Below are 13,792 nucleotides of genomic sequence, written 5' to 3'. Positions count from 1 at the left end.
TGCCCCGGCGAGATGAAAAAGGAAACCGCCCGGATGTAGTGGGCCCATCCCGCAAAGTCCATCTCTTAACCAAATACTGACCATAGGGGCATAGCTTCAGAGCATGGAATGGAGCGCCCCGTGACTGAAATCCTGACATTTGCGCAACCCGATCTTTTGAACGAGCGCCAGTCCTGGCTCGCCGGTCTTGCCGGCGAGCGCCGTCTTTCCGACAACACCGTCGAAGCCTATGAACGCGATACCCGCCAGTTCCTGACATTTCTCACCGGTTACATCGGCAAGCCCGCCGCCATCGCCGATATTGCCGATTTGCGCCCGGTCGATCTTCGCGCCTTTCTGGCCAACCGACGCAAGGAGGGAGTTGGTGCGCGTTCACTCGGCCGGCATCTGGCCGGACTGCGCTCCCTTCTTCACCACCTGCAAAAAAAAGGCCTCGTCAATGCGGCCGGCGCCACCGCCATGCGCGCGCCAAAACAGCCGAAATCCCTGCCAAAACCGCTGACCGACCGGCAGGCCCTGAAGATCACCACGGCCGAGGCACAATTGAACGAGGAACCGTGGATCGCCGCCCGCAATGCGGCAGTCCTTTCGCTGCTTTATGGCTGCGGCCTCCGCATTTCCGAGGCACTCGGTCTGACGCCAGCCGATTTTCCGTCCGGTGCCCGCAGCCTGCGCATCACCGGCAAGGGCAACAAAACGCGTATCGTGCCACTGCTGGCAGTGGTGACGGAAGCAGTCGATGCCTACAGGAAGCTCTGCCCCTATGCTCTGGCGGCGGATGCCCCCCTCTTCCTCGGCGCACGCGGCGGCAAGCTGCAGCCCGCCATCATACAGCGGGAAATGCAGAAGCTGCGTGGCGCTTTCGGCCTGCCGGAAAACGCCACGCCACATGCGCTGCGCCATTCCTTCGCCACCCATCTTCTGGCTGGTGGTGGCGATCTGCGCACCATTCAGGAACTGCTGGGCCATGCGAGCCTGTCCACTACCCAGGTCTATACCGGCGTCGATACCGCCAGACTGCTGGAAATCTACGACAATGCCCACCCGCGCGCATGACGCAGGAAATGGTTAACCATAAACATTAACCAGACATCCAAGCCGCCGTTCTATAAGCGAACAAGAACCGGATTGGACCCATGCACAGCCTGATAAAGCCACACAACCTTACCGCCACCCTGATGGGCAAAACCGGCGACGCCCTGCTGTGGCTGCTCGCGGCCCTGCATGTCACGGCCCTCGCCATTCTGCTCATGACTTTGCTTTCGCTAAGTGAAGCGGAAGCCGCAGGGCAACAGATCACCTGCACGGGCAGCGACATTCTCGTGGATATGCGCAAGACCGATCCGCAGGCTTTTGCGAAGATCGAACAGGAAGCGTCAGCGATCCCCAATGGCAAGGGTAATTTCTGGCGCATCGAAAAGGCCGGAACCGAGCCCTCCTATCTTCTCGGTACGATGCATGTCACCGACCCACGCGTTCTGGAAATGCCTGCCGCCGCGACACCCGCCTTCGAAAAAGCCGCAACTGTCATCGTGGAATCGGACGAAATCGTCGACGACAAGAAGGTCGCGACCTCGCTGCTGAGCAAACCCGAACTCACCATGTTTCTGGACGGCAAGTCGATCACCGACATCCTGTCGCCGGAGAATGTCGCGCGTCTGGAAAAGGGTCTCAAGGAGCGCGGCATTCCGCTGAATGCCGTTTCACGGATGAAGCCGTGGATGCTCTCGAGCTTCGTTGCCCTTCCCGCCTGCGAATTTGCCCGCAAGGCCACCGGCCTCTCCTTTCTCGACAAGAAATTGGCCGAAGATGCACTCGCGGATGGAAAACGCCTCGTCGGGCTGGAAACCATGGTCGAGCAGCTGACGGCCATGTCCGAACTGCCGATGGAATTTCATCTTCAGGCGCTGATTGAGACGCTCGAACTCGGCGACCGCATGGACGACGTGATGAAGACCATGACCGATCTCTATGTCGCCGGCGATATCGGCATGACCATGCCCATGCTGAAGAGCCTGGACCCCAAGAAGGCAGTGGCAGAAAACGAACAGGGTTACGCCGCCTTCGAGCAACGTATCATCACCGACCGCAATCACGTCATGGCGGAACGGGCCACCCCTGAACTGGCCAAGGGCAATGTCTTCATGGCCGTGGGCGCCCTGCACCTGCCGGGCGAAGAGGGCGTGATCGAACTCCTGCGGGCAGAAGGCTTCACCCTCACGCGGGTTGAATAAGACCCCCGTCTGCGATGCGGACAGGCCGGACATTGGCGCAGAATGGCCGCATCGTCGCCGGCACGATCCGACGGTGAAACGGCCCGACGATAAGAAGATATAGCCGCCCGAACAGGTTCCTGCGCCTGACAATGGTGGTGACGCTCACCGTCTGGCGGCTACCCGTCTCTTCGAGATCGATGACGATCCGGAAATCGAGATGGCGGTCATCGAAGCCGAGCACGGTCCGTTCCGGCGTGGATGACAGAACCGGAAACCCGCCCGCCGAAGCACCCGCCGCCAGTTCGACCGTTTTCAAGCCGAAAAGCGAAACGACACGGTTTCGAAGCGTCATAAGGCGGCTTATCCATAGCGGCGGATGGTCGAGAAGCAGCCTGCTCACATCGAGCGAGGACGACTTCGGCGACACCATCTCCCCTTCGAAACGATCCCACCAGTCAGCGCCCGGCAATATGTCTTCGTTATTCCGCATCCATGAACCCCGGCCGCCCGATGCGGCAGGAGCCACCATCGTCTTTTTCCGATGGGCGGGAAACGCGACAAACCGCCGCTCGAAGCATTCCCGGCGAAAGCGCGAAGCCATCTTTCGTCCTGAAGTGCCCTAGCCGTGTGTCATGCGCTTCAGGACATTGGTGCGCCAGTAGAACTGGTGAACCAGAACGGCTGCGACATGGCCGACGATCAACACCCACATCAGCGCCTTGAACGGGCCGGAATGCAGCTGGCCTGCGGCCTGGGCACCGAAATAATAGGCGGCGACACCGGATAGAGGCAGGACGAAGAACAAGGCGTAGAAGGTGAAATGCGCCACTTTGGCCGCGATCTGAAACGGCCAAGGCTCTTCCGCGGGATGCGGCGGCACGCCCTGGAAAAAGCGCAGACAGAGGCGCAGAACCGCAAGCAACAGGATGGCAAAACCGACATAGGCGTGAATATTGGCCGAGGAAATCTGATCCGGTGTCAATGTTTCACCCCGCCGCATCAGCCGGTAGGCATGGGCCATGGCGTCAGGAAACAGCAGATTGAAGAAGATCAGAAGCGCCATCGCCCAATGAATGATGCGCTGTGGAACCGAGAAGGAAACTTGAGTTGAAAATGCCATTTTATTGCCTTTTATCAAAAGGTTAGACAGGCTATGGCACGAGTATGTGAAACCCCGGCCTGCATGGCAAGCCGGGGTTTGGCAGATGAATGAAATTTAATATTTGCACGTCGGGCAGAAACACCCCCGGGCGGTTTTGAAAGCCAGCACGCAAACAGAAGCCAGACCGGCGGAACGCTTTCGTTTTCGTTCTGCCGTTCCAGCGCCGGTCACATGTGGATCGGCTTGAAGAACGTCGCAAGTGCCGCTTCCTTCACGGCTTCCGACATGGTCGGGTGCGCATGGCAGGTGCGGCCCAGATCTTCCGAAGAACCGCCGAATTCCATCAGCACGGTGATTTCGTGGATCATTTCGCCAGCGCCGAAGCCGACGATGTGACCGCCGAGAACCCGGTCGGTTTCCTTGTCGGCAAGGATCTTCACGAAACCATCCGTCACCTGCATGGCGCGGGCGCGGCCATTGGCGGTGAAGGGGAACTTGCCGACCTTGTAGGCGACGCCAGCGGCCTTCAGTTCTTCCTCGGTCTTGCCGACGGAAGCAATTTCCGGCTGGGTATAGACGACTGCCGGAATGACATCGTAGTTCACATGGCCGCGCTGACCGGCGAGGATTTCCGCAAGCGCGACACCTTCGTCTTCGGCCTTGTGCGCCAGCATCGGACCCTTCACCACGTCACCGATCGCATAGATGCCGTCGACATTGGTCTTGTAGTGGCCGTCGATTTCGACACGGCCACGGCTGTCCAGCACCACGCCTGCTTCCGCAAGACCGAGACCTTCGGTGTAGGGTTTGCGGCCGGTGGAGATCAGCACGACATTCGCTTCCAGCGTTTCAGCCGCGCCGCCCTTGACCGGCTCGAACACGACCTTCGCACCGGTAGCGGTCTTTTCAACAGCCGTCACCTTGGCGCCGAGCTTGAAATCGAGGCCCTGCTTGGCGAGCAGACGCTGGGCCTGCTTGGAAACTTCGCCATCCATACCACCGAGAATATTGTCGAGATATTCGACGACGGTAACCTTGGCACCGAGGCGCGACCAGACCGAACCAAGCTCCAGGCCGATGACGCCACCGCCGACAACAATCAGCTTTTCCGGAACCTTGGAAAGGGCGATCGCACCCGTGGAGGAGACGATGACGCTTTCATCGATATCGACCTGAACGCCCGGAATGCCGGCAACATCGGAACCGGTGGCGATAACGATGTTCTTCGCTTCGATTTCTTGGCTCTCGCCCTTGTCGTTGGTGACGGAAACCTTGCCGGCGGAAACGACCTTGCCGGTGCCCTGGAAGGCATCGATCTTGTTTTTCTTGAACAGGAAGGACACGCCGTCGACATTGGCCTTCACCACGCCGTCCTTGTGGCCCATCATCTTTTCAAGGTTCAGCTTCGGCGCGGCGACTTCGATACCGAGCGAATCGACGCCATGGGCAACATGGGCGAAGGTTTCGGACGCGTGCAGCAGCGCCTTCGAAGGGATGCAGCCGACATTGAGGCAGGTGCCGCCATAGGTCGCGCGCTTTTCGATGACAGCGACCTTCAGGCCGAGCTGTGCCGCCTTGACCGCGCAAACATAACCGCCGGGGCCCGTGCCGATTACAACTACATCATATGCCATGTTCGTTTTCCTGATTGATGTCGGGCAAGATGCGGGATCGTTGCCCTGCTTGCGTTTGACCTGAAACTCAGGCCGCTTTTTCCGTTGCGAGTTTTATACCGAGTGCGATGAAGACCACGCCGCTGGTGCGGTCGATCCATTGGCTGGCGCGCTGAAATGCAGCGCGCATGCGCGGCGTCGTCATGAACAGGCTGACGCCGACGAACCACAGGATAAGGCAGCTCGCCATGACGAGCCCGTATCCGAATTTGATGGCGACCGGCGTATGCGCGTGAACCACCGTCGAAAAGATCGACAGGAAGAAAAACACCGGCTTGGGATTGAGCGCATTGGCGGCAAAACCGAGTGTGAACGCCTTCAGCGCCGTCTGCCTGCTTTTGACCGGCACGACACCATCCGCGTCAGCCTCCGGCAATTCGGTCTTGCCCGCACGCAGCGCCTTGATGCCGATATAGATGAGATAAGCGACGCCCAGCCATTTGACGATGTTGAAGAGATAGATCGATTGGGAAATGATGAGGCCAAGTCCGAGGATCGTATAGGTGACATGGAACATCAAAGACGTTCCAACACCGAAACTGGTGATGATCGCCTGCCTGCGCCCATGCACCATGGCCTGGCGCATGACCATGGCGAGATCGGCACCGGGCGACACGATCGCGAAGGAGAAAATCGCCATCAGGGATGCAAGTTCGATGAGATATTGATGCATCGTAAAGCAGCCTTCAGAACATCAGCACGACAAACATGAGCGCCAGCCCAAGCACGGACCCCAGCCACACGAAAGAGCGGATATAAGGGACGCCCGCCAGATAGAGCGGAATATAGATCACCCGGCAGATCAGCCAGATCCAGGCACCAGTCAGCGCCAGACCGGCAGGATCACCCGCCATGATGACCCCGAAAGCGAGCGCCAGAAAAGCCGGATATGTTTCCCGGAAATTCGCAGACGCGCGTGAGGCACGGCCGGAAAGCCTGCCCTGCGGCACCTGGCTGCCATCCCTTGGCCCGGCATTCCATTCCAGCCCGAATTCCTTGGTCGCCGTCATGCCCTGCAGCATGACGTGAAACACGAGCAGAAGAACGCTTAGACCGATGAGCGGCAGAAAAGGGGAAGCGGCAAGAAATGTCGGCTGCACATCTGCTCTCCAGGTGGTCTTTCAGCGGGGCTTCACTTGAAACCCCGCTGAAAGGAAAAGCAAGAGCGATTAGAGATCGAGAACCAGACGTTCCGGATCTTCCAGGCTTTCCTTGACGCGGACGAGGAAGGTCACGGCTTCCTTGCCGTCAACGATACGGTGATCGTAGGAGAGCGCAAGATACATCATCGGGCGGATAACGACCTGACCGCCGATGGCGACCGGGCGTTCCTGAATCTTGTGCATGCCGAGGATGCCCGACTGCGGTGCGTTGAGGATCGGCGAGGACATCAGCGAACCGTAGACACCGCCATTGGTGATGGTGAAGGTGCCACCCTGCATGTCGGCCATGCCGAGCGAACCGTCACGCGCGGCCTTGGCGAGGCGGCCGAGCTCCTTTTCGACGCCGGCGATGGAGAGCTGGTCAGCATCGCGGATAACAGGAACAACGAGGCCCTTGTCGGTGCCGACAGCCATGCCGACGTGACAATAGTTCTTGTAGATGATGTCCGTGCCGTCAATTTCAGCGTTGACGGCGGGCAGTTCCTTCAGCGCGTGGGTCACGGCCTTGGTGAAGAAGCCCATGAAGCCGAGCTTGACGCCATGCTTCTTCTCGAACACGTCCTTGTAACGGTTGCGCAGGTCCATGACCGCGCTCATGTCCACCTCGTTATAGGTGGTCAGCATGGCGGCGGTGTTCTGCGCATCCTTCAGGCGACGGGCGATCGTCTGGCGCAGGCGGGTCATCTTCACACGCTCTTCGCGGACCTGATCCTGTTCGGCGGAAACCGGACGGGGTGCGGCGGCCGGAGCCGGAGCGGCGGCAGGTGCGGAAACGCCCTTGGCGACAGCGGCGAGAACGTCACCCTTCAGAACCTGGCCGCGCTTGCCCGAACCGTCGACCTGATCGGCAGACAGGTTGTTTTCAGCAAGCAGCTTGCCGGCGGCAGGTGCCGGCGGCATGGAACCGGTTGCCGGAGCGGCAACGGCGGCAGGTGCCGGTGCGGCGGCCGCAGCAGGCTTTGCCGGTTCTGCGGCAGGTGCGGAGGTTGCTGCACCGGCAGCACCTTCGGCGATCTGGCCGAGAAGCGCGTCGAGGCCGACGGTCTCGCCGTTCTGCGCAACGATTTCGGTGAGAACGCCGGACGCAGGCGCCGGGACTTCGACGGTAACCTTGTCGGTTTCCAGTTCAACGAGAGGTTCGTCGGCCTTGACGGTATCGCCGACCTTCTTGAACCAAGTGCCGACGGTCGCTTCGCTGACGGATTCGCCGAGGGTTGGTACGCGGATTTCAGTGGCCATGATCTAGTTCCGTTATTCAGGTGTCTTTTTTGCGGGGCGATGCGGGAGAGTTTTCACTCTCCCAGCGCGTCTTCCAGGAACGCAGCAAGCTGCGCCAGATGCTTGGACATCAGGCCGGTCGCCGGAGAGGCGGCCGCCGGACGGCCCGTGTAACGGACCTTCTGGTACTTGGCGTCGATATGCGCCAGAACCCATTCCAGGTAAGGATCGATGAACGACCACGCACCCATGTTCTTCGGCTCTTCCTGGCACCAGACCATCTCCGCATTGCGGAAGCGCGACAGCTCGTTGATGAGCGCCTTGGCCGGGAACGGATAGAGCTGCTCGACGCGCAGCAGGTAGATGTCGTCGATACCGCGCTTTTCGCGTTCCTCGAGCAGATCGTAATAGACCTTGCCCGTGCACATGACGACGCGACGGATCTTCGAATCCTTCTGCAGCTTGATCGGGCCGTCCTTGATGACTTCAGCATCGTCCCACAGGAGACGGTGGAAGGAGGACTCGCCTGCAAGCTCGGCCAGCGACGAGGTGGCGCGCTTGTGACGCAGCAGCGACTTCGGCGTCATCAGAATCAGCGGCTTACGGAAGTCACGCTTCATCTGGCGGCGCAGGATGTGGAAGTAGTTGGCCGGCGTCGTGCAGTTGGCAACCTGCATGTTGTCTTCGGCACACATCTGCAGCCAGCGCTCCAGACGGGCGGACGAATGTTCCGGGCCCTGACCTTCGTAGCCATGCGGCAGAAGGCAGACGAGACCGGACATGCGCAGCCACTTGCGTTCACCCGACGAGATGAACTGGTCGAACACCACCTGCGCGCCGTTGGCGAAGTCGCCGAACTGGGCTTCCCAAAGGGTCAGCGCATTAGGACGGGCCAGCGAATAGCCGTATTCGAAACCGAGAACGGCTTCTTCCGAAAGCATCGAGTTGATGACTTCGTAACGGGCCTGCGTCGGCGAAAGATTGGCAAGCGGAATATAACGCTCTTCGGTCTCCTGATCGTAGAGAACCGAATGACGCTGCGAGAAGGTGCCGCGTTCGCAATCCTGACCGGAAAGACGGATCTTGTGGCCGTCTGCAACGAGCGAACCGAAAGCCAGCGCTTCCGCCATCGCCCAGTCGATGCCTTCACCCGTCTCGATCATCTGCGAGCGGTTTTCCATGAAGCGCTGGATCGTGCGGTGGGCGCTGAAGCCTTCCGGAATGGTCGACAGCTTCTTGCCGATTTCCTTCAGCTGCTTCATCGGTACGCCGGTCTTGCCGCGACGCTGCTCATCGGCATTGTCGGCGGCGCGCAGGCCCGACCACTGACCATCCAGCCAATCGGCCTTGTTCGGCTTGTAGGACTGGCCCGCTTCGAATTCCTGCTCCAGATGGGCGCGCCAGTCGGCCTTCATCTTCTCGAATTCGCCTTCGTTGATCAGGCCTTCGGCGATCAGACGGTCGGCATAGATGCGCGCCACGGTCTTGTGGCCACGGATGACCTTGTACATCTTCGGCTGCGTGAACGCCGGCTCGTCGCCTTCGTTATGGCCAAAGCGGCGATAGCAGAACATGTCCACGACGACAGGCTTGTGGAACTTCATGCGGTATTCGGTGGCAACCTTGGCCGCATAGGTCACAGCTTCCGGATCGTCACCGTTGACGTGGAAGATCGGCGCTTCGATCATCTTGGCAACGTCGGACGGATAGGGCGACGAACGCGAGAAGGCCGGGTTCGTCGTGAAACCGATCTGGTTGTTGATGATGAAGTGCATGGTGCCGGCAACGCGGTGGCCGCGCAGACCGGAAAGGCCGAGAATTTCAGCAACAACGCCCTGACCCGCAAAAGCGGCATCGCCGTGCAGCAGGAGCGGCAGTACCTTGGCGCGTTCCGACAGCGGAATGATGTCGCCGTCCCATGCCTTGGCAAGCTGGTCCTGCTTGGCGCGGGCCTTGCCCATCACAACGGGGTTGACGATTTCAAGGTGCGACGGGTTGGCCGTCAGCGACAGGTGAACCTTGTTGCCGTCGAATTCGCGGTCGGAGGAAGCACCGAGGTGGTACTTCACGTCACCGGAACCCTCGACATCGTCAGGCTTGAACGAACCGCCCTTGAATTCGTGGAACACGGCGCGATGCGGCTTGCCCATGACATTGGTCAGAACGTTCAGACGGCCACGGTGGGCCATGCCGAGAACGACTTCTTCGAGACCTTCCTGGCCGCCGCGCTTGATGATCTGCTCGAGTGCCGGGATCAGCGATTCACCGCCATCAAGGCCGAAACGCTTGGTGCCCTTGAAGCGCACGTCGAGGAACTGCTCGTAGCCTTCGGCTTCGACCAGCTTGGACAAAATGGCCTTCTTGCCTTCAGCCGTGAAGGCAACGCCCTTGTCCGGGCCTTCGATGCGCTCCTGGATCCAGCCTTTTTCTTCCGGGCTGGACATATGCATGAATTCGACGCCGATGGTGGAGCAGTAGGTGCGCTCCAGAATATCGATCATCTCACGCACGGTCGCATATTCGAGGCCGAGCACGTTATCGATGAAAATCTTGCGGTCGTAGTCGCTTTCCTCGAAGCCGTAGGACTTCGGCGACAGCTCGTTGTAATCCTCAACGGCGACGGCGATGCCGAGCGGATCGAGCTTGGCATGCAGGTGGCCGCGCATGCGGTAGGCGCGGATCATCATGATGGCGCGAACGCTGTCACGGGTTGCCTGCAACACTTCCGCTTCGCTGACCGGCTTGCCCGTGTCGGCGCTCTTGGCTTCGGCCTTCGCCTGAACCTTTTTCTCGATGGCCTTCTCGACCGTGGCCCAGTTTCCGTCCAGCGCGGATACCAGTTCGCCATTCGCCGGGATAGGCCAGTTGGCACGCTTCCAGGAGGCGCCCTTGGCCGCCTTCTTCACATCTTCCGGATTATCGGACAGTGCCTTGAAGAAGCTCTGCCACTCCGGCGACACGGAAGAGGGATCCTCTTCGTACCGGGCATAGAGCTGCTCGATATAGGCTGCATTCGCGCCGTCCAGAAACGACGTGATCTGAAACTGCTCGTTCGCTTCTTGCCTTGCCATTTTCGTTCCTGCGGACTTGTCCGTCCGCCTCCTCGATGCCGTTAGGGCCGTTTCACCGGCCTGCCGCTTTGATTATTGCTGTCTGCCGCCGGGGCGGTATGCCGTCTGTCTGTCTGCTTGCGGCATCGGGCAGCGCAGCGTTGAAGCCGCGCCGCCCGTTACCGGTCTCATGTGGTCTCAGCCCTTGAGGACTTCAACCAGCGTCTTGCCGAGGCGCGCCGGGGAAGGCGAAACCTTGATGCCGGCCGCTTCCATGGCAGCGATCTTGGATTCCGCATCGCCCTTGCCGCCGGAAACGACAGCGCCGGCGTGGCCCATGGTGCGGCCCTTCGGAGCCGTACGGCCCGCGATGAAGCCGGCCATCGGCTTCTTGCGGCCCTTCTTGGCTTCGTCGATCAGGAACTGCGCCGCATCTTCTTCAGCCGAGCCGCCGATTTCGCCGATCATGATGATCGACTGCGTGGCTTCATCGGCGAGGAACATTTCCAGGATGTCGATGAACTCGGTGCCCTTGACCGGGTCGCCGCCGATGCCGACAGCCGTCGTCTGGCCGAGGCCTTCGTTGGATGTCTGGAACACGGCTTCATAGGTGAGCGTGCCTGAACGGGAAACGATACCGACCGAACCCTTGCGGAAGATGGAGCCCGGCATGATGCCGATCTTGCATTCTTCCGGCGTCAGGATGCCCGGGCAGTTCGGGCCGAGCAGGCGCGACGTGGAGCGGTCGAGGCGAGCCTTGACGCGCACCATGTCCATGACCGGGATACCTTCGGTGATGCAGGTGATGAACGGAATTTCAGCATCGATGGCTTCGATGATAGCGTCGGCTGCACCTGCCGGCGGAACATAGATCACGGATGCATCCGCACCGGTCTTTTCCTTGGCTTCGGCAACGCTTGCGAAGATCGGCAGGGTTTCGCCCTTGGAACCGGTCCAGGTTTCGCCACCCTTCTTCGGGTGAATACCGCCAACCATCTGCGTGCCGTAATAGGCAAGCGCCTGCTCGGTGTGGAAGGTGCCGGTCTTGCCGGTCAGGCCCTGTACGAGGACCTTGGTGTCTTTATTGACGAGAATCGACATTATATCCGGTCCTTCAAATTAGCCGTTCACCGCTGCGACGATTTTCTTCGCCGCATCGTCGAGATCGTCAGCCGCGGTGATCGCAAGGCCGGACTCGTTGAGGATCTTCTTGCCAAGCTCGACATTCGTGCCTTCGAGGCGCACGACGAGCGGAACCTTCAGACCGACTTCCTTGACGGCTGCGATCACGCCTTCGGCAATGACGTCGCACTTCATGATGCCGCCGAAGATGTTGACGAGGATACCCTCGACCTTCGGGTCGGCCGTGATGATCTTGAAGGCCGCCGCAACCTTCTCCTTGCCGGCACCGCCGCCGACGTCGCAGAAGTTAGCCGGCTCTTTGCCGTACAGCTTGATGATGTCCATCGTCGCCATAGCGAGACCTGCACCGTTGACCATGCAGCCGATGTTGCCGTCGAGGGCGACGTAAGCGAGGTCCCACTTGGAGGCTTCGATTTCCTTGGCGTCTTCTTCGGTCTCGTCGCGCAGCGCCTTGACATCGTCATGGCGGAACAGCGCGTTGCCGTCGAAGGACATCTTGGCATCGAGAACGCGCAGATGGCCATTTTCCATGACGATCAGCGGGTTAACCTCGAGGAGGGCCATGTCCTTCTCGTTGAAGGCCTTGTAGAGGATCGGGAACAGCGCCTTGGCGTCTTCGGCTGCAGCACCCTCAAGCTCGAGAGCCTTGGAGATCGCGGCAACGTCGGCGTCGCTCACACCCTTTTCCGGGTTGATGGCGATGGTATGGATCTTTTCCGGCGTGTCGTGGGCGACAGCTTCGATGTCCATGCCGCCTTCCGTGGAAACCACGAAAGCGACCTGGCCGACGGAACGGTCAACCAGCAGCGAGCAGTAGAGTTCGCGGGCAATGTCAGCGCCGTCTTCGATGTAGAGGCGGTTGACCTGCTTGCCGGCTTCACCGGTCTGCGCCGTTACCAGCGTGTTGCCGAGCATGTCCTTGGCGTGGGAGACGACTTCGTCGATCGACTTCGCCAGACGAACGCCGCCCTTGGCGTCCGGGCCAAGTTCCCTGAACTTGCCCTTGCCGCGGCCACCAGCGTGGATCTGGCTCTTGACGACGTAGAGCGGGCCGGGAAGCTGCTTGGCGGCAGCTTCGGCTTCTTCGACCTTGAGAATGGCGACGCCTTCAGCAACCGGCGCGCCGTAGCCCTTCAGAAGAGCCTTGGCCTGATATTCGTGAATATTCATGGAATAATCCCTGTTTGGAGCCGCTTGAAATATTACTTCAGCGACGGAGCGATGTTGACGCAGGCTTCGCAAAGACCAGCGACAGCGCCGACGGATTTCTGGAAGGCGGCTTCTTCTTCCTTGTTGAGTTCGATCTCGATGATGCGCTCGATACCGCCGGCACCGATGATGGTGGGCACGCCGACATACATGTCGTCTACGCCATACTGGCCCGAGAGGTGGGCAGCGGCGGGCAGAACGCGCTTCTTGTCCTTGAGGTAGGATTCAGCCATTTCGATCGCCGAAGCGGCCGGCGCGTAATAGGCCGAACCGGTCTTCAGCAGGCCGACGATTTCAGCGCCGCCGTCACGGGTGCGCTGGATGATCTGCTCGAGGCGCTCGGCGGTCAGCCAGCCCATCTTGACGAGATCGGTCAGCGGAATGCCGCCAACGGTGGAATAACGTGCAAGCGGCACCATCGTGTCGCCATGACCGCCAAGAACGAAGGCAGTGACGTCCTGAACCGAAACGTTGAATTCTTCAGCCAGGAACAGACGGAAACGGGCGCTGTCGAGCACGCCGGCCATACCGACGACCTTGTTCTTCGGCAGGCCGGAGAACTTCTGCAGTGCCCAGACCATGGCGTCGAGCGGGTTGGTGATGCAGATGACGAAAGCGTTCGGGGCATATTTCTTGATGCCGGCGCCGACCTGCTCCATGACCTTGAGGTTGATACCGAGCAGATCGTCGCGGCTCATGCCCGGCTTGCGGGCAACGCCGGCGGTGACGATGCAGACGTCGGCACCTTCGATGGCGGCATAATCGGAAGCGCCGGAGAGCTTGGCATTGAAACCTTCAACCGGACCGGACTGGGCAATATCCAGACCCTTGCCCTGCGGAATGCCGTCGGCAATATCGAAGAGGACGATATCGCCCAGTTCCTTCAGGCTGGCGAGGTGTGCCAGCGTGCCGCCGATCATGCCAGAACCAATAAGTGCAATTTTTTTGCGAGCCATCGAATGCTTCCTCTTGAGCTTCAATTCAATTTCACCGCGCCAAACCGGCAGCTAAATTGTCG

At 60.1% G+C, this 13,792-nt stretch carries 12 protein-coding genes; 2 read left to right on the top strand and 10 right to left on the bottom strand.

Annotation, left to right across the window (positions count from 1 at the left end):
• Positions 1–108 precede the first annotated feature (108 nt).
• Together N434_RS06515 and N434_RS06510 are read left to right on the top strand one after the other, a co-directional pair.
• Entirely contained in the window at positions 109–1,056 is a 948-nt protein-coding gene (locus N434_RS06515) for a tyrosine recombinase XerC (protein WP_110756742.1), read from the top strand.
• Positions 1,057–1,136: 80 nt separating this feature from the next.
• A complete protein-coding gene (locus tag N434_RS06510) occupies positions 1,137–2,234 on the top strand; it encodes a TraB/GumN family protein (RefSeq protein WP_110756741.1) in 1,098 nt (365 codons plus the stop codon).
• Here N434_RS06510 and N434_RS06505 read toward each other — a convergent pair.
• From N434_RS06505 to mdh, 10 genes are all read right to left on the bottom strand, one after another.
• Positions 2,218–2,706 carry a DUF2867 domain-containing protein gene (locus N434_RS06505; protein ID WP_181423893.1) on the bottom strand — a complete coding sequence of 163 codons (489 nt, stop codon included), beginning with the start codon at positions 2,704–2,706 and terminating at the stop codon, positions 2,218–2,220. The two genes, N434_RS06510 and N434_RS06505, sit on opposite strands and share 17 nt — an antisense overlap.
• A gap of 129 nt (positions 2,707–2,835) precedes the next feature.
• On the bottom strand, positions 2,836–3,336 hold the full coding sequence (locus N434_RS06500) for a cytochrome b (protein WP_110756739.1): 501 nt from the start codon (positions 3,334–3,336) through the stop codon (positions 2,836–2,838).
• A gap of 209 nt (positions 3,337–3,545) precedes the next feature.
• The gene (lpdA, locus tag N434_RS06495) at positions 3,546–4,952 is read right to left on the bottom strand and encodes a dihydrolipoyl dehydrogenase (protein ID WP_110756738.1); all 1,407 of its coding nucleotides are present in this window, start codon (positions 4,950–4,952) and stop codon (positions 3,546–3,548) included.
• 67 nt (positions 4,953–5,019) lie between these two features.
• Positions 5,020–5,664 carry a LysE family translocator gene (locus N434_RS06490; protein ID WP_110756736.1) on the bottom strand — a complete coding sequence of 215 codons (645 nt, stop codon included), beginning with the start codon at positions 5,662–5,664 and terminating at the stop codon, positions 5,020–5,022.
• A 13-nt stretch (positions 5,665–5,677) separates the two neighbouring features.
• Entirely contained in the window at positions 5,678–6,091 is a 414-nt protein-coding gene (locus tag N434_RS06485; protein ID WP_065114264.1) for an MAPEG family protein, read from the bottom strand.
• 69 nt (positions 6,092–6,160) lie between these two features.
• A complete protein-coding gene (gene odhB / locus N434_RS06480) occupies positions 6,161–7,393 on the bottom strand; it encodes a 2-oxoglutarate dehydrogenase complex dihydrolipoyllysine-residue succinyltransferase (RefSeq protein ID WP_065114265.1) in 1,233 nt (410 codons plus the stop codon).
• Positions 7,394–7,446: 53 nt separating this feature from the next.
• On the bottom strand, positions 7,447–10,443 hold the full coding sequence (locus N434_RS06475; protein WP_065114266.1) for a 2-oxoglutarate dehydrogenase E1 component: 2,997 nt from the start codon (positions 10,441–10,443) through the stop codon (positions 7,447–7,449).
• Positions 10,444–10,620: 177 nt separating this feature from the next.
• Complete coding sequence (sucD, locus tag N434_RS06470) at positions 10,621–11,523, bottom strand: succinate--CoA ligase subunit alpha (protein ID WP_110756734.1); 903 nt, start codon at positions 11,521–11,523, stop codon at positions 10,621–10,623.
• 18 nt (positions 11,524–11,541) lie between these two features.
• Complete coding sequence (gene sucC, locus N434_RS06465) at positions 11,542–12,735, bottom strand: ADP-forming succinate--CoA ligase subunit beta (protein ID WP_110756732.1); 1,194 nt, start codon at positions 12,733–12,735, stop codon at positions 11,542–11,544.
• 32 nt (positions 12,736–12,767) lie between these two features.
• Positions 12,768–13,730 (bottom strand): malate dehydrogenase, encoded by a 963-nt coding sequence (gene mdh, locus N434_RS06460; RefSeq protein WP_065114269.1) that lies wholly within the window; start codon positions 13,728–13,730, stop codon positions 12,768–12,770.
• Positions 13,731–13,792 lie beyond the last annotated feature (62 nt).

The sequence above is a fragment of the Rhizobium sp. UGM030330-04 genome, from assembly GCF_003208455.1.
Taxonomy (GTDB): domain Bacteria; phylum Pseudomonadota; class Alphaproteobacteria; order Rhizobiales; family Rhizobiaceae; genus Agrobacterium; species Agrobacterium rhizogenes_A.
Note: the sequence above shows the minus strand (reverse complement) of the source record. Positions and strands in the feature narration are given on the sequence as shown.